This window comes from Arthrobacter sp. USHLN218 (assembly GCF_037144715.1).
Classification (GTDB): domain Bacteria; phylum Actinomycetota; class Actinomycetes; order Actinomycetales; family Micrococcaceae; genus Crystallibacter.
The window spans coordinates 48997-65244 of the sequence record NZ_JBBCYT010000008.1; the positions used below are offsets into that span (position 1 = coordinate 48997).

The 16248-nt window shown below is 67.2% G+C and carries 14 protein-coding genes, 1 tRNA gene and 1 other RNA gene; 6 read left to right on the top strand and 10 right to left on the bottom strand.

Annotated features, from left to right (window positions below; translation table 11 throughout):
• The first annotated feature begins 4 nt into the window (after nucleotides 1-4).
• From WFH44_RS17180 to WFH44_RS17190, 3 genes are read left to right on the top strand one after another with little or no spacing between them, the layout of a single operon-like run.
• Nucleotides 5-289: a YciI family protein gene (locus tag WFH44_RS17180; RefSeq protein ID WP_336715300.1), complete on the top strand. Its 285-nt coding sequence runs from the start codon at nucleotides 5-7 to the stop codon at nucleotides 287-289.
• Nucleotides 289-1371, top strand: a complete 1083-nt coding sequence (locus WFH44_RS17185) for a zinc-dependent alcohol dehydrogenase (protein ID WP_336715301.1) — start codon at nucleotides 289-291, stop codon at nucleotides 1369-1371. The genes WFH44_RS17180 and WFH44_RS17185 overlap by 1 nt, the downstream gene beginning before the upstream one ends.
• A complete protein-coding gene (locus WFH44_RS17190) occupies nucleotides 1368-3029 on the top strand; it encodes an FAD-dependent oxidoreductase (protein ID WP_336715303.1) in 1662 nt (553 codons plus the stop codon). The genes WFH44_RS17185 and WFH44_RS17190 overlap by 4 nt, the downstream gene beginning before the upstream one ends.
• Before the next feature lie 55 nt (nucleotides 3030-3084).
• Here the strand turns inward: WFH44_RS17190 and recR are convergent, their stop codons facing one another.
• The 4 genes from recR to WFH44_RS17210 form a co-directional block, all read right to left on the bottom strand.
• The gene (gene recR / locus WFH44_RS17195; RefSeq protein WP_336715305.1) at nucleotides 3085-3681 is read right to left on the bottom strand and encodes a recombination mediator RecR; all 597 of its coding nucleotides are present in this window, start codon (nucleotides 3679-3681) and stop codon (nucleotides 3085-3087) included.
• A 24-nt stretch (nucleotides 3682-3705) separates the two neighbouring features.
• Nucleotides 3706-7710 carry a DNA polymerase III subunit gamma and tau gene (locus WFH44_RS17200; protein WP_336715307.1) on the bottom strand — a complete coding sequence of 1335 codons (4005 nt, stop codon included), beginning with the start codon at nucleotides 7708-7710 and terminating at the stop codon, nucleotides 3706-3708.
• A 63-nt stretch (nucleotides 7711-7773) separates the two neighbouring features.
• Nucleotides 7774-7869: signal recognition particle sRNA small type (ffs, locus tag WFH44_RS17205), an RNA gene on the bottom strand.
• A gap of 39 nt (nucleotides 7870-7908) precedes the next feature.
• Nucleotides 7909-8262: a hypothetical protein gene (locus WFH44_RS17210; protein ID WP_442892928.1), complete on the bottom strand. Its 354-nt coding sequence runs from the start codon at nucleotides 8260-8262 to the stop codon at nucleotides 7909-7911.
• A gap of 158 nt (nucleotides 8263-8420) precedes the next feature.
• On the opposite strand from WFH44_RS17210, the gene WFH44_RS17215 reads away from it, so the two are divergent.
• Both WFH44_RS17215 and WFH44_RS17220 read left to right on the top strand, forming a co-directional pair.
• A tRNA-Ser gene (locus WFH44_RS17215) sits at nucleotides 8421-8505 on the top strand.
• 140 nt (nucleotides 8506-8645) lie between these two features.
• Nucleotides 8646-9788, top strand: a complete 1143-nt coding sequence (locus WFH44_RS17220) for a tyrosine-type recombinase/integrase (RefSeq protein ID WP_336715309.1) — start codon at nucleotides 8646-8648, stop codon at nucleotides 9786-9788.
• A 56-nt stretch (nucleotides 9789-9844) separates the two neighbouring features.
• Here the strand turns inward: WFH44_RS17220 and WFH44_RS17225 are convergent, their stop codons facing one another.
• The 5 genes from WFH44_RS17225 to WFH44_RS17245 are packed head-to-tail and all read right to left on the bottom strand — an operon-like array spanning nucleotide 9845 to nucleotide 12392.
• Nucleotides 9845-10105 carry a hypothetical protein gene (locus tag WFH44_RS17225; RefSeq protein WP_336715311.1) on the bottom strand — a complete coding sequence of 87 codons (261 nt, stop codon included), beginning with the start codon at nucleotides 10103-10105 and terminating at the stop codon, nucleotides 9845-9847.
• Nucleotides 10105-11091, bottom strand: coding sequence for an N-acetylmuramoyl-L-alanine amidase (locus WFH44_RS17230; RefSeq protein WP_336715313.1), 987 nt, complete (start codon nucleotides 11089-11091; stop codon nucleotides 10105-10107). Before WFH44_RS17230 ends, WFH44_RS17225 begins: the two co-directional genes overlap by 1 nt.
• Nucleotides 11092-11283, bottom strand: a complete 192-nt coding sequence (locus WFH44_RS17235; protein ID WP_336715315.1) for a hypothetical protein — start codon at nucleotides 11281-11283, stop codon at nucleotides 11092-11094.
• Between the two features lie 9 nt (nucleotides 11284-11292).
• Complete coding sequence (locus WFH44_RS17240) at nucleotides 11293-12066, bottom strand: hypothetical protein (protein WP_336715317.1); 774 nt, start codon at nucleotides 12064-12066, stop codon at nucleotides 11293-11295.
• Nucleotides 12063-12392: a bZIP transcription factor gene (locus tag WFH44_RS17245; protein WP_336715319.1), complete on the bottom strand. Its 330-nt coding sequence runs from the start codon at nucleotides 12390-12392 to the stop codon at nucleotides 12063-12065. Before WFH44_RS17245 ends, WFH44_RS17240 begins: the two co-directional genes overlap by 4 nt.
• 365 nt (nucleotides 12393-12757) lie before the next feature.
• Here WFH44_RS17245 and WFH44_RS17250 point away from each other — a divergent pair, with 365 nt between their 5' ends.
• A complete protein-coding gene (locus tag WFH44_RS17250; protein ID WP_336715320.1) occupies nucleotides 12758-13699 on the top strand; it encodes an acyltransferase in 942 nt (313 codons plus the stop codon).
• On the opposite strand, the gene WFH44_RS17255 is transcribed toward WFH44_RS17250, so the two are convergent.
• Nucleotides 13696-16239, bottom strand: a complete 2544-nt coding sequence (locus WFH44_RS17255; RefSeq protein ID WP_336715322.1) for a hypothetical protein — start codon at nucleotides 16237-16239, stop codon at nucleotides 13696-13698. The genes WFH44_RS17250 and WFH44_RS17255 overlap by 4 nt on opposite strands.
• Between the last annotated feature and the right edge of the window lie 9 nt (nucleotides 16240-16248).

Below are 16248 nucleotides of genomic sequence, written 5' to 3' on the forward strand. Positions count from 1 at the left end.
AACCATGCCCGCTTTTGCCCTGAGCTACACCTACGATGCCACTACGGCGCCAGCCCGTGACGAGGTCCGTCCCCGCCACGTCGAATTCCTCCAGCAGCAGTACGACGACGGCCGCCTCCGCATCAGCGGGCCGGTGGACAGCGGCGCCGGCGCCCTGCTGGTGGTGACCGGCGACGACGAGCAGGACGTGCTCACGCTGATGGACGGCGACCCATTCGCAGAGGAAGGGCTCATCGCCAAGCGCTCGGTCCTTCGCTGGGACGTGTTCTTCGGAAAGGACAAGCTCTGATGCTCCGCGCCCACACTGTCGCCCGCCGAACCATCGAACTGCGCGAGGACCCCCGTCCGGCCCCGCTGCCCGGCCACGCACTGGTTCGGGTCCACCACGTTGCGCTGTGCGGCACCGACCTGCACATCTGGGACGACGACTATCCCGCAGGCCTGCCGCTGGTGCAGGGACACGAGTTCTCCGGCATCGTCGAAGAGGTCTGGCCCGCCGCCGAGGATCCCGCGGCTCCTGCACCGGGAACGCCGGTCGCCGTCAGCCCGATGGTCTACTGCGGCGAATGCGGCCCCTGCCGGGCCGACCGCTACAACGTCTGTGAATCGATATCCTGCCTTGGCTGCTATGAGGACGGGGCCCTGGCGGAACTGGTGCGCGTCCCCCTGGACAAACTCTGCGTCCTGCCCGAGGGACTTCCGCTCGGGCTCGCTGCCTTGGGCGAGCCGGCATCCATCGCGATGCAGGCCGTCAACCGCGGCGAACCGGTGCCCGGCGAGACGGCGCTGGTACTTGGCTGCGGCCCGATCGGCCTGTTTGCCACCCTGTACCTGGCGGAACTGGGCGTCGCCGTGCTGGCGGCGGACACCGTGCCGTCCCGCCTGCAGCTGGCGGAAAGCCTGGGAGCCACCGGGTTCTTGGTGGGCGCGGGACCTTTCCCCACGCCCGGCCAGCAGCAGGCATTCGACCGGGCGTGTACTGCCGCCGGTCCCACGCTGGTCATCGAAGCCACCGGGGTTCCGGCTTCCTTCGAGAACGCAGTTCGCCTCGCGGCCCCGACCGGCCGCATCGTCCAGGTGGGCATTTCCACCCGGTCCGCCCAGCTCTCCCTGAGGGACGTGCCGTTCAAGGAGCTGGACATCCGCGGCAGCCGCAACAGCCGCAACCTGATTCCCGACGCACTGAGCCTCATCGCAGCCCACCAGGACCAGGTGCGCCGTTTGGTTACGCACCGCTTCCAGCTGGCTGACATCAGCGCAGCGTTCCAAGCCATGTCCGATCCGGCCGAGCAGGCAGGCAAGATCGTGGTGGATCTCCCCGCCGCAGACACCGTCCCCGCAGAAGCCCGCCAAGTAGTGGAGGCACGATGACCACGTCCCGGACAAGTCCCGCCGCTGCCCTTGCAGAGATCGCCCCGGACTACGATGTCGTGGTGATGGGCTCCGGGGCCGCAGGGCTCACGGCAGCCTGCCGGGCCGCGGATGCCGGCCTGTCGGTCCTGGTGCTGGAGAAGGCGCGCCAGCTCGGAGGCACCACCGCGGCCGGCGGAGGCGTCATCTGGGTTCCGAACAACCGTCTTGCCGCGGAGGCAGGATTCAGCGACTCCCATGAGGCCGGGGTTGCCTACCTCCGTGCCGCCGCCGGACATGTCATGGACGGCCAGAGTATCGACTGGTATGTACGCACAGCACCCGAAGCCGTCGACTACCTGGACCGGTGCACGCGGGTGTCGCTGACGCCGCTGGCCCGCCCCGATTACCACATGGAGTGGGTGGGCGCGGCGAACGGCGGGCGCGGTCTGGACAACCAGGCTTTCTCGGCTCCGGACCATCCCGGCCTTGCGGATCTGGTTCGCCCGTCGTCGTACTTCCCGCTGCTCACGATGGCGGAACGTGATGAGCTGAATGGCCGTGCCCCCGACCCGGACCTGCTCAGCGCACGCGCCGCCACAGGTGTGCGGACCATGGGCGGCGCCTTGGCGGGCAGCCTCGCCGCCAGCGCTCTGGACAAGGGCGTGACGATTGCCGTCGCAGCTCCGGTGACGGACCTGTTCCGCCGTGAAGACGGTGGGTGGACGGTAGAGGTCGACGGCGGTGCGGCCTCGGTCCGTGCCGCCGCCGTAGTGATTGCTTCGGGCGGCTTCGAGTGGAACGAACGGCTCCGCCGCGCTTTCCTGCCCCTGACCGTGGTCCCGATCGGCGCTCCCTCCAACGAAGGCGACGGCATGGAGCTTGGCCTTGCCGCCGGTGCCTCCGTGGCGGACATGACTGCAGTGTGGGGCGTTCCCGTCCTCACGCCGCCGCGGCAGAGCTATGACGGCAAGCCGTCGGGCAGGATGGGCAACGTGGAGATGACCCTTCCCGGCTCCATCACGGTCAACGCGTCGGGCCGGCGTTTCGTCAACGAAGCGTTGAACTACCATGACGCCAGCCGGGTCCTGGCGAACATCGATCCCCATTCGCTGCGCCAGGAGAACAATCCGGCGTGGCTCGTTTTCGACTCGGACTACCTGGATAAATACCCGCTGGCCGGTTCCACGCCGGGACAGCCGGAGGACTGGATGACGCGGGCGGAAACCATCGGTGAACTCGCGCGGGCTATCGGCGTCGATGCCGCCGCCTTGCAGCAGACCGTGGACCGCTTCAATGCGGATGCAGAGCAGGGCGTGGACACCGAATTCGGGCGCGGTGCCACCCCGCAGGACCGGTTCCTCGGAGACGAATCGAATCACCCGAACCCCTGCCTGGCCCCGCTGCGCCGGGGGCCGTACTTCGCGGTTCCGCTCCGCGCCGGTGTGCTGGGTACGTCGGGTGGACTGGCCACCGACCTGCACGGGCGGGTGCTGGGCCGCGCCGGGCTCCCGATTGAGGGGCTCTACGCCGCAGGAAATGTCTCCGCGGGAGTCTTCCGGAACAACTATCCGGGCGGCGGGGCCACGCTGGGCTCGGCTGTGGTCCGCGCCTACGCCGTCGGTGCGCATCTGGCGGCTGCCGCGCCATCGTGCACTGCCGTGAACGCGTCCGTGTAGGGCAGGCAGTCGGGCGGACCGGGACGCAACGTGCCGGTCCGCCGTCGTGCTTTGCCTAGGTCAGGTTGCGGCGGCCTTCGAAGGCACGGCCCAGCGTCACTTCGTCCGCGTACTCCAGGTCGCCGCCGACCGGCAGCCCGGAGGCGAGCCGGCTGACGGTGATGCCGATGGTCTTGAGCATCCGGGCCAGGTAGGTCGCGGTGGCCTCGCCCTCGAGGTTCGGGTCGGTGGCGATGATGATTTCCTGGATCTGGCCGTCCGAGAGGCGGTTGAGCAGTTCGCGGATGCGCAGCTGCTCGGGGCCGACGCCGCCGATCGGGTTAATCGCGCCGCCGAGCACGTGGTAGCGCCCCTTGAAGGACCGGGTGCGTTCGATCGCGATGACGTCCTTGGACTCCTCCACGACGCAGATCGCGGTCGGGTCGCGGCGCGGATCGCGGCAGATGTTGCAGGTTTCCTGCTCGGACACGTTGCCGCAGACCGAGCAGAACTTCACGCGCTCCTTGACGTTCGTGATCGACTCGGAGAGCCGCTTCATGTCCTCCGGATCCGCCTCCAAGATGTGGAAGGCGATTCGCTGCGCCGACTTCGGCCCGATGCCGGGGAGCCGGCCGAGCTCGTCAATTAGCTCCTGGACGGCGCCTTCGTACACTGATCCTCAATCTCCTGACCTGCTTTAGGAACCGTCGAGGCTCCGTTCTTCCACCAGCCGGCCGCCCAGAATCCGCTCAATCGCGGCGCGGCCCACCAGCCCGGAATCTTCGATGGCTACATCGTCCTCGCTGGGGATGTCCTCGACGTAGCTCAAGCTTATGCCACCGGGCTGACCGTTTTGGGCCGGTTCCGCCGGACGGTTCCGCGCCTCGGCCGCCCGGGCCTGCTGCAGCAGCATCTGGTAGCGGCTCATCGGCTTGCCCGGCTCGGGCTGCGCGGGGACCGCTTCGGGCGCGGGCGGCATGGGGGAGGCAGGTGCGGTGGCGGCGGGCGCAGCGGCAACGGGGCGGTTGACCGACGACGGCGGGGCCGCGGCCGCGGCGGGTCCGCTAACCGGCGGCTGGGCCGGGGCTGGTGACGATACGTTCCGGGCCGGGGCGGCCTGAGGCATCCGGCGGCCGAAGCCCGGATCCTCCGGCGGCGGGCCGTCCCACTCGTCCGAGGGCGGCTCCTCGTCGGCGAAGGGGATGTCGTCATAGGGCGACGACGGAACCGACGCGGCCTCCGGGGACGCATGCGGCAGTTCCCACACCTGTCCCTCGTTCTTCGGCGGTGCGGCAGACCGGGGCGGTTCCCAGACGCGGCCTTCCTGCGCAGACGCGGCCGGCTTACTCGGCTGCGCCGGCTTGGCTGGCTGCTGGGAGGCCTGGGGCTGCCGGTTGGCGAGGTGCGCGAAGACGGGCTGTTCGCCAGGCACGGGCGGCGGCACGTTCACGGGACGAGTCTGCACCTGGGCCGGAGCGGGTGCACCTGCGCCGGCGTGCTGCATACCGCTTGCAGAGTCCGCACTCGCGGCAGACGGAGCCGAGCTGGGTGACCAGTTCGCCGACGCCGCGCTCTGGGCCGAGGGCGCTGTCTGGGCGGACTGGCCGGACGACGCCGTGTTCGCCGACTGGCCCGACGACGCCGTGTGGGCGGACTGGCTCGACCATCCGGAGGCTGCCGAGGGAGCTGAAGGTGCGGTGTGCGCAGACTGGCCGGTCGATGCCGAAACCGTCGATGGGGCAGGGCTGGATGACCAGTTCGTCGACGCTGTGCTCTGGGCCGCAGGTGCTGTCCGGGCGGACTGGCTTGTCGATGCCGGAGCAGCAGAAGCGGCAGAACTCTGAGGCATGCCGGTAGGCGCGGCCGAGGGGGCCGACGACGGCGCTGCTGGGCCCGGCATGCCGGGGGAGTTGGCGCTCGCAGCCGAGGTCGCACTTGCCGCCGAGTAGGCAGGCGACGGGGGGCAGCCGGCAGACATGGCGCCGGGCGCTGTCGATCCGCTGGGTGAACCCGAGCCGGAAGCACCGTAACCGTCAGCCGGGGCGGGGCCGGACGCAGGGGCATTGGCCGGAGTCGGCTCATGGACCGGAGCCGGAGCGGGAGCCCGGGTGGCCGCGGCCAGCGCGTCGTCGACCGGAGCCGGGGCGTTTGTCCGCGGCTCGTCGGAAGCCGTGCTTACCGGGTTGGAGGCAGCGAATGGTGCAGTGGCAGGCTGGTGTTGCGGACCGGCTGCCGGCTGGGGCCGGCTAGCGGCTTTTGGGCCGGACTCACCCGCCGACCCGGAGCCACCGGCCGTGATATCAAGCTGGACGTCGGTCCCGAGTACCTTGAAGATGCACTGCCTTAGCAGGCCAGCGTTCTCCTGTTTGCTCGAGAATGCCGTCATGGCGCCGGTGTTCGAGAAGGCGACCGTCAGGGTCCGGCCGTCGAAGCCGGCCAGTGAGGCATTGGGCTCGACCGTCATCCAGAGGAACTTCTTCTCCGACTTCAGGACGTCCATGATTTCCGGCCAGGCGCGGCGGAACATCTCGACCGATCCTGCCGCGCCGGAGCGCGGGTGACCCGCCTGCTGGCCGGCATCGTGGCGCGGCTGCTGCTGAGCCGCCGCGGGGCCGGACGGCTGGGCGGGCTGTTGGGGCGGCGTCGGCTGCTGGCTCGGTCCGGCTTGCTCCGCGGGACTCTGGGGCGCAGCGGGCCGTTGCTGCTGTGCCGGTCCGGCTGCGCGGTCGCCGTCGACGGGGCGCGGCTGCTGCTGGCCGGCTGCAGGACCGGCTGGCCGGCCGGTGTTCTGCGGCGCCATCGGCCGCTGGTTCTGCGGTGCCTGGCCCATCGGGTTGGGCTGGGATGCAGGCGCCTGCTGTGCCAGTCCACCGGGCCGGCCGCCGTCATTCGGTTGGCTTTCCGGCCGCTGCATGGAATCGGGGGCGGCCCGCGCGGGCTCGGGCTCCGGGACAACGCCCCAGGCTCCGCCCCAGTCGCGGGACGAGTCGGTGGCGGGCTCGGGCACGGCGGGGCTCTGCGGGGAGGCTGACTGGCGCTGCGGGGAGGCTGGCTGGCGCTGCGGGGAAGCCTGCTGGCGCTGCGGTTCCGCTGCGGACCGCTGGTCCTGCTGCGCGGGCGCAGAATTCCAGCCCTGCTCGGCTTGGGCGGTCCGGGCCGCGGGTTGTTCGGGGGCGCCGGGTGCCTGCGGGGCGGCCGGTTCCGATGGGGCAGCAGCGTCGGGTGCTGCCTGCGCCGCCGCAGAGGCGGCCGGCGCCGACTGCTCCGGGGCGGAGGCGGCAGGAGCCGGCTGAACGGCCGCGGGAGCCGGCTGGGCGGCGGGCTGCGCTGCGGCGGGAACGGTGGGCCGTTGGGCCTGCTGGGATTCGGCGGCCTGCCCGCCGGAACGGGCCGCACGGAGCATCTCGCGGACCTGCGCGGCCCCGGAGCCCGCGGACGCGGCACCGCCCCAGCCCGGCGCGCCGGACGCGGAAGGCGAGGCCCCGCCGTCGTTAGTGGCACCGGCGCCCGCCGAAACGGGAGCCTCCGGCACGTCGCCGGCGTAGGAGAGCCGGCGTTCGATCCGGTCGACACGGGCCGCCACGCCGCGCTGGGCCTGGTCCGCCGCGGGCAGCAGGATCCGGGCGCACAGCAGTTCGAGGTGCAGCCGCGGGGACGTCGCGCCGGTCATCTCGGTCAGCGCCTCGTTGGCGATGTCCGCCGCGCGGGAGAGTTCGGAGGCGCCGAGCTGGTGGGCCTGCGTCTGCATCCGGGCGATCTGGTCCTCCGGTACGCCGCGCAGGATCGTGTGCGCGCTCTCCGGCATGGCCTTGACGATGATCAGGTCGCGGAAGCGTTCCAGCAGGTCCTCGACGAAGCGGCGCGGGTCATGCCCGGTCTGGACAACCCGGTCCACCGCGCTGAAGACGGTGGAGGCATCCGCGGCGGCGAAGGCGTCCACCACGTCGTCCAGCAGCGAAGCGTGGGTGTAGCCGAGCAGGGAGACGGCCAGCTCGTAGTCCAGCCCGGCTGCTCCGGCGCCGGCCATCAGCTGGTCCAGCACGGAGAGCGAATCGCGCACGGAACCGCCGCCGGCGCGGATCACCAGTGAGAGCACGCCGGGAGCCACGGGCACGTTCTCCTGGTTGCAGAGCAGCTCCAGGTACTGCATCAGCGGTTCCGGCGGCACCAGTCGGAACGGGTAGTGGTGGGTGCGCGAGCGGATGGTCCCGATGACCTTGTCCGGCTCGGTGGTCGCGAAGATGAACTTGATGTGCTCCGGCGGCTCTTCGACGATTTTCAGCAGCGCGTTGAAGCCGGCCGACGTGACCATGTGGGCCTCGTCGATGATGAAGATCTTGTAGCGGTCGCGCACCGGGGCGAAGGTGGCGCGCTCGCGCAGGTCGCGCGCGTCGTCCACGCCGCCGTGGGATGCCGCGTCGATCTCGATGACGTCCAGGCTGCCCGGGCCGCCGCGCCCCAGCTCGCGGCACGAGTCGCACTCGCCGCAAGGCTCCGGCGTCGGGCCCTTGGCGCAGTTCAGGCAGCGGGCCAGGATCCTGGCCGAGGTGGTCTTGCCGCAGCCGCGCGGGCCGGAGAAGAGGTAGGCGTGGTTGACCCGGTTTTTCTGCAGCGCCGCCATCAGCGGGTTGGTGACGTGTTCCTGCCCAATGACGTCCGCGAAGGAATCGGGGCGGTAGCGGCGGTAAAGGGCTGTACTCACAGTAAGAACCCTATCGGTTGCAGTAGGGGCATTTCACTTCCGGCCGGCTGCATGTGGACAGACGGAAAAGACCCCTCATGCACCTGCCAGAGCCCGCTTACCCTTGCTACCTTCCGGTCCTGGGGGAGTTCACAGGATGACACCACATGAGGGGCCGACAAACAGTTTACCCGAGATAAACGGGCGGCCGAAATCGGCTCAGTCCGCGGCCCCTTCCCGGGCATCCGGCGGCAGGCTGACGTCGATCGGGAAGGTCATGAACGCGGGGGTTTCGTAGGGGTGGGCCTCCACGGCGGCACCAACGACGGCGGGGCGCAGGGAGCGCGGGTAGATCGCCTCGATCCGGGTCTCGGCTACCTCCTCCGGAGTGCCGACGGCGCCGATGGCCGGGGTGGCTCCGGCGAGCGGGGTGAAGCGGCCGGTTCCTTCCGCGCTGAACGAGCAGTGCGAGTAGTTGCCGAGCCGGCCCGCGCCGGCATTACCGATCGCCCGGCGGACCGCGGGTGCGGCGTCGGTCGGGACATAGATGACCAGGCAGTCCATGGGCTCCATGGCGGCCAGTCTGCCACGCGGGAACCGACCGTTTCGAGGGGCTGGTGGCGGGGTGGAAGGGGTTCCGGCAGGGGATGCCGGCGGGGAGGGCGTCACCCGATTCGTTACTTTCGCCCCGGTCGGGTATCCTAGTATCTGCTCTTCATGAGCAATCACCTGGAGGATTCGCCTAGCGGCCTATGGCGCACGCCTGGAACGCGTGTTGGGTTAACGCCCTCGGGGGTTCAAATCCCCCATCCTCCGCGTTTTGAATAGCGAAAGTCCCCCGGAATCTAGCGGATTCCGGGGGACTCGTTTTTGCCATGTTGACAGGATCGGCATTTATGTTGACAGGCCACCCTGCCTCCTAGTCTTTTCCTACCTTCCGATTGGATACTAGAGGTATGGCAAGCATCAGAGAACGCAAGCGGGCAGACGGCACAAGCGTCTTCGCCGTGCTGTGGCGAGACAGTGAAACAGGCAAACAAACCTCATATCCGGTAGGCAGCCCGGAGGAGGCCAGGAACTTCAAGCGGCTCGTGGAGTCCAACGGGAACTCACTTACGGCGGTAGGGACGCTGCTGGAGAAGGCCAACATGGGCGGGCCGACGCTGGCCGAAGCAATGGCGCGGCATATCGAGATGCTGACCCGTGCCGGCCCGGACCAACTCAGGCGCTACCGGCGGGCGATTGACAACCACTTCAGCGGCAGGCTGGGCAAGCTGCCCGTGGCGGCGGTCGAGCATGAGGACATCGTCATGTGGATCCGCGAGATGCAAGCGAAGGGCATGTCCGCGAAGACGATAGCCAACCATCACGGCACACTCTCAGCGACGATGGAAACTTCGATCCGCAAGAAGTGGCGCGGCGACAATCCGTGCAAGTGGATCGACCTGCCGGACGATAACGCCATTGAGGAGAAGATGAACTTCCTGACTGGGCCGGAATCGTTGCGGGTCGTCGGTGCCATGCCGGAGCGTTACCGCGCTTTCGTGCTGTTCCTATTCGGGACCGGGATGAGGTTTGGCGAGGCGACGGCATTGAAGGGTTCAGACTTCCAGTTGCGGGCGGATCCGCCAGTCGTGCGAGTGGAGAGGGCGTGGAAGCGGAACGACGACAACAGGTTCTACATCGGGCCGCCGAAAACTAAGAAGTCCAGGCGCTCGGTATCGCTTGCGGACTCGGTCGTCCGAACGATCTGGCCGCTGGTGGAGAAGGCCGGGCCGCATGGGTTGGTATTTGTCACGTCCTACGGTGGACCTATTCGCCACTCAACCTTCCATGAGTTCTGGGCCAAAGGGCTGGACAGTCTCGGCTACCCGAAAGGCCGGGGCAATCGGCCGCGGATCCACGACGCGAGACACACTCATGCATCGCTCATGTTGGCGCACGGGATGCAGATCAATGAGCTGTCCCGACGCTTGGGGCATGAGTCCATCACAACGACGGTTGACAGGTACTCGCATCTCATGCCGGACGCCCATTTCAGGGGCGCGGAGATTTCAGAGAAGGCACTGGAGATGCTGCCAGCCGTAGAAGTCGCCTGATTTCGGGCACAAAAATAGCGCCCCCGAACCGTGTTGGTTCGGGGGCGCTTGTGGGTCTAGCGTTCGGGTGTCCGTGCGGGTGGTTCGACGTTGGCGCGGGCGAGTGCGGCGGTGACGAGTACCGCGATGCCGGCGAGGATGCTAACCAGTCGCAGCGCCAGGTCGATGAATGACTGGACATCCTCGAGGGTGAGGAGCCCGAACGTGATGGCCGCGGCGAGAACGACGGCACCGACGACGATGGCGGCCGTGTAAATGTTCTTGCGGGTGACCCAGTCGGACAGTCCGGTTCCTTCGGCTTCGTACTTCCCTGCCATTAGTTGGCCTCGGCTTTCTCGTTGGGGGCGGGGGCGTCTTCTGTGGTGAGTGTGATGCTGAGGCCGGCCAGCGCGTCTCTAACGGACGTTTCCACAGTGTTGGTGATGGCGGCCGGGTCGATGCCTTTTGCTTCGGCCAGCGCGGTCACAGCGGCGGTGAGTCCGGCGTTCTGCGCTTTGATGTCGGCCACGTCTTTGCGTACAGCCTCGATGAGCTTCTTCGCGTCGGTGGCGTTGAGTCCGCCGTCGATGAGGAGCGCGTAGAGGGTGCGGTCGGAGCGTGTTGTGTTGTCGTAGTTGAGGAGGCGCTGGATGCCGGCGTCGATGCGGGTGTCCAGGATTTTGGTGAGGGTCTTCTCGTCCAAGGTGTCGAACCAATCTGTCTGGATTGGGGTGGGCTTGGTTGTGGATGCTGCGGTTGCGCTGGTTTTGCCGAGGAGTTCGGCGATGCGGTTGAGCAGCCGACCGTAGGGGAAGTTGGGGCCGGGGTCGGATCGGCTGCCGGGGTCGATCTGCCGGTGCGTGCAGAATCCTTTGATGTCCCGGTTGCCGGCCATGACCTTGGCAACCTCGGCGTCGGTGAGCCAGCGCAGCGGGATCTTGTTGCCGGCGGCTTCTTCGAGTTTCCAGTAGTAGACCCATTCGTGGGCTAGATTCTCGAGCTGCTTCACGCCCTCGGCGGTGAGCCACTGCGCGGCGGTGAAGTGTGCGTAGCCGGCGCACTCAAGGCCCACGGCGCGGTTGTTGGCGTAGCCCTGAGTCCATGCGCTATTCGGCCATGCAATCTGCCGGACGCGGGCGATGGGGTCCACGAATGAGGGCCAGGACGCCTGCCAGTTGGGGTCGGCGTTGTTGTTGCGGGTGAGTGATTCCGCATAGCCGCCGCGGAGGGGGGTTTCTCCGGAGTGTTGGCAGAACAACTGTGTGTCCAGCCCGGAGATGCCTGAGTGCTTGTCCGAGGGTAGGTTGACGACGGGTGCGACCATTTAGCTCAGCTCGCTTTCGTCGAAGTCCTGTTCCTCGTAGTCCGTTTCGGATTCGTCCGACTCGGCGCGGATGGCTTTGGCGTCGCGCAGCACCCGACCCCACTGTTCATCGGACAGGTAGTGGTCGTGGTGGTCGGGCTCGTCCGGCTCTTCGGGGATCGGCGCCGGTGTCATGCCGGGCAGTCGTGCCATGTTGGGCTCCTAGGGTGTTGGGAGGATGGGGTTGAGGCGGCAGGGTCCGTCACTGGTTTGGATCTGGTTGGTGGAGAAGGTGACAACCCAGTGGGACGAGTCGCCGTTGCCGACGCATTCGACTGAGACGATGCTGATGCCGTCTGCACCGTTGGCTCCGTCTTTGCCTGGTGGGCCGGGGACGGTGGAGTCGGCGCCGTCTTTGCCGGGTGCTCCGTCTTTGCCCGCGGGGCCGGGTGGTCCTTGTGCGCCGGTTGCCCCTGTTGCTCCGGCGGCGCCGTCCTTGCCGTTTGTGCCTGCCATGCCGGCCGCTCCGGTGGCTCCTGCGGCTCCTGCCGGGCCGGCTTGGCCGTCCGTCCCGTCTGTGCCGTCCATTCCGGCGGGTCCGGGGTCGCCGTCGCTGCCGTTGGATCCGTTGCTGCCGTCCGCTCCGTCTGCCCCGTTGACGCCGTCAGCTCCGTCTGTTCCTGCGGGCCCGGGTGGGCCTTGGGGTCCGGGTGGTCCGGCGACGGGTTGGGCTGGTTCAGCGGCTACCTGGTCGGCTTTGGCGCAGAGGTTGCGGTCGTCCACCACTAATTGCCCGGTGGCGCACGCCTGCTTGACCTGCTCGGCCAGCGTCTGCGCGTTGGATGCTGCCTGTTCGGCGCGTTGGGCAGCGAACATGCCCCAACCGAAGGAGCCGAAGATTAGGACTGCGACCGTGATGATGATGCCCACGGTCACGATGGCGCGTTTCCTGTCGAGGGAGATGGCGCGTTTCCTGCGTTCGGGCTCGTCAGTCATGGGTGCTCCTCGGTCGTGGCCTCGGTGAACTTGACGCCGGGGTATTTGCATTCCATGAGCTCGCTGTAGAGCCGCCGGTTTTCGGCCTGCAGTTCCTTGTTCTCCCGTTTGAGGTCGTCGCGCTCGTCGTGCAGCTCAGCAATCTCGGCGTTTTTCCGGTCGAGGTCGCGGGCTTTGCGTGCGATCGCCGTTTCGGTGTCTTGGCGGAGTTCTCGTGACCAGCGCATCCAGAGAAAGATGAGGAGGACGAGGAGCGCGAGGATGCCGCCGAAGACTCCCAGCGAGCCGAGGAGGGAGCCGAAGATTCCGGCCGCTGCTGTTTCCACACGTAGTACCTCCAAGGCGTGCGCGGGTCGGGTGTGTGGGTGTTGTTGGGCCGCGAAAAGTCACGGCACTAATCCGGGTGTTAGTTGCCCTAGAATTGGCCCTGTTGGGTTATTGCTTTCAAGGGGCGTCTTCGTTGGGTTGGTTTAGGCGGTACATGCGGCGGTTCAGTGTGAGCCGCCCGGTTCAGAACATTTGTCTCGCGGTTCTCGCGCTGCTTGTCGCGGGCGCTTTCGTGTATGCGTTCATGACGCAGTCCGATATGGGGATCATGTCCGGGTTGCCTGGAATCCTGTAGGATTCCCGCATGACTCTCGGGGGAAAGCTTTCATCACCTGTCCGCGCCCAAACTTCCCGGATGGGGTGGATGGACCTGCTGCGCGGCCTCGCCATCGTCCTTGTGGTGTTGTTCCACGCGGAAACCGTGATCCGAAACGACACGGTCCCGCCCGGATGGTTGAGCCTATGGAATGAGATCTTTTCCCCGCTGCGGATGCCGGCGATGGTGTTCCTGTCCGGGCTGCTGGTGCCCCGCTCACTGGGCAAGGGTGCGGGCCAGTACCTCACAGGGAAATTGCGTGGCGTTGGCTGGCCCTATCTTGTGTGGTCGATGCTGATGGTCGCCCTGTTCGTCGCGGCGTCACCGGTCACCGGGGACAACTGGAAACCCACAGACATCGTGCGGGCCGCCTATAATCCCATTGAGCATTTGTGGTTCCTGTATTACCTGCTGGGGTTCTACATGGTCGCACTGGTGACCCGGAAGGTTCCGGCGTGGCTGCCCGCGTCCGGTTACCTCGTGTTGGCGTCGGCCGCTTCCCTCGCGGGGTGGACGGACCTGCGGATTTTCGGGTTCCTGGGGTTGTTCTTCACGGCGGGCGTGTGGCTCGCCGATCACCCGCAGGTCCTTGAGGGGCTGCTGTCCTCCCGTGTCGCCCATGTCGCGGCCCTGTTCGGGTTCGCCGCCGTGGTGGTGCTTGCCTTCACGTTCGGACAAATCCGCTATGAGGTGCTGACCATCCCCGCTATCTGCTTGGCGCTGCTGGGTGCGATCACCTTGGCGCGGCGGGTTCCGCCGACACGGTTCAGCGCACCGCTGCGGTTCATTGGGGAGAACTCGCTGGTGTTCTACCTGATGCATTACCCGGTGCTGATCGTCTCCGCAGCCCTCGCGGAACGGTTCACAGACTCCGTGGCCGTTGTCCTGGCGGTCGAGATTGCGGCAGGTTTGGCGGCAGGCTGGGCCGTCGTCGTTGTGACGCAAGCCGTGCCTGCCACCAACCTGCTATTCCGTTTCCCGCGCCGCTAGGTCACCTTCCGCCAGCGGCTGCCGATCCACACAAGGTTCAACTGTGTGTCCGTGCCCAGCACAATATCGGTGAAGCCGGGGAAGTTCGTGCCATAGGTGGGGCCGTGCTTGACGGTCAGGGTTTGCCCGCCGACCGACGCCGTGTAGATCGTGAGCCGCTGCCCGTTGAACTTCCCGGGCGGCAACACTCCCAGCGTCTTAGGTGCGCCATCGTTGATCGTGACCATGAGAAACAACTGCGGGTCCGGGGACCGGAACAGTTCATGCAGTGAACCCTCCAGCGCCGCGTTCGCGTAATCCATGCTGTTGGAGCTGGCGTACGGTGCAGCCCCGGATGCCTCGGCGGTCCACTGCACAACGTTCCCCGGCAACTCCGCAATCGTGCCGGGCATCTTGTTCAGCGCCCGATCCGTGACGATGCGCCGCGCCTGGACATCGGTGAAGGCGTCGGTGACGATGGGGCCGGAACCGAGCCTGCCGCTGAAGTAGGCGTTCGACAGGATACGCAGCCCGTCCACGGTGAACCGGGACCGCTGAGTTGCATCCTTTCCGACCGAGTAGAGGACGCGCTGCTGGGTGGAAGTCGTGCTGGTGACCTTGGAAAAGTCGAGGGTGACATTCTCCAACGTCAGCCACGCATTCGACAGCTCCACAGGTGACTGCGGGGTAGTGGCGGCGAACTCCACAGTAGAGTTGCGGGCCACCACCGTACCGTTGACAGCGTAAACGAACTTCTCCGCGCCGGTCGCGTCCACGCCCTCCAGCACCAGCGACGTTTCCGTGTCCCGCTGATCCAGGTTCGGGTGCGTGCCCTTGCGAATGAACACGCTGGCAACGGTTTTCGTTCCCCGTGTGGTCAGGTCCGTGACGTGTATGCGGCGAGTCTCGCCCGGTGCAGTGTTCGTCGTCTCGGTGAACAGCTCCACGCCCACGTTGCCGCCGTACACCGTGCAGGACTTCACCGCATGCCCGCGCCCCCGCAAAGAGAAGCCGGGACGGTCAGCCGGCATCTGAGCGGTGCAGCCGATGAACTCGACACCCTCGGAGTCGTGGTGGGTGGAGAACCCCACGCCGGTAACATTCACAGCCCGAACACCAATCAGCTTCGTGTTGAACGTGCGCCCGTAGGATCGGGTCTGCACCGAGCCGGGATCAACCTGCCCGGTGCCGTCCGTGTACACGTCCACACTGTTGCGGAACGTGCCGCCGAAAATGATCCCGTAGTTACTGGACGAATCATGCACGCCGTAGCCCAGCGCGTTCGTGCCCGAATTGGACAGCGCCTGCAACACCTCAGGATGCAACACCACGTAGCCGTTGCAGGAGCGGAACTGGAACGCCGGGCCGACGTTCCGCAGCACGCGGGGCCGGTCGATGACCGGGCTAGTCAGGGACTCGAAGATGACGCCTTCGCCGCGAGTCCCAGCCGAGGCCACGCCCGCCGAGATGTCGAAAGTGGGGGCGATCAGCCGCGCCGTGCCAGGCTGCAAACGTGCCACCCTAATATTTGTCGCATAGGCTTCCCGCAGCGGCCCAGTGAGCGTGACCGTCGCCCCCGACACCGTCTTGACCTGAGCGAACTCACCCAACCGGGGAGCAATCGCACCATTGCCGGCGCGTCCGTCCGGGATCGGATCATCGGAAATGACCTTCACAATGTCCAGCGGTGCCAGCCCCACCGCGTCCCCCGTCAACGTGAGAACCGTCTTCGCGCCGTCCACCGATGCCACACTCTGCTGTGCGTCGAAGTTACCCTTGAAGAACAAGGAAGGGTCCGAACCGCCACGAACCAACGTCGCCGCACTGGCATCAATCGTCAGACTCTTGGAGCCGGGGACAACGACAGCGGAGTTGCACAGGTACCGGCCCTTGAGCACGATTACGTCACCCGTGCCCGCACCGTCCACAATGGCCTGCAACTTCGCCGTCGCATCAGTCGCGCCCGTGGTGTCAATCCCAGCCGCCGCACCGAAAGCGTTACGCACCTGCGCTGTCGTGGCATTTAGTGCCGCGGCCGTCTTGCTGTTGGCGCCCTTGATCGCGGCCTCAATGGCGAGGTCGGCGGGGGCGTCCACGAGCGCTGCGGCGTCGGCTGCGGCCTGAGCGGAAGCGGCCACAGCGGCGGCGGCTGCGTCCACGTCGGCCTTCGCGCCGGAGAGCACGGCATCGACGCCAGCCGTGGCGGCTGCCGCGGCTTCAGCCCCGGCGACTTCGGCGGCTTCCTGCGCGGTCATCGCAGCACCCTCCGCTGCCGACCGTGCAGCCACAGCCTCAGAGTGCATCGCCTCGTAGGAGGTGAAGTAGTTGGTCAGCCCGCCGCCTTCCCAGCCCACCCGGTACAGGGTTTCGTGCTGGAACGCCGGGCCCATGCCTCGGCCGTCCACACGGATCGGGTTAGGCAGCACCTGCCCGTCCACGCTCGTCAACGTGATCGGGGTCCCGGCAGGGTCGGCCGGATCGAAAATGGTGATCGTCGCGTTCTGGGCGATGTTGTTGGGGTTGCCCGGATCCTTCGCGAAAATCGGATCAAATGTAGGCATGGGGGAATC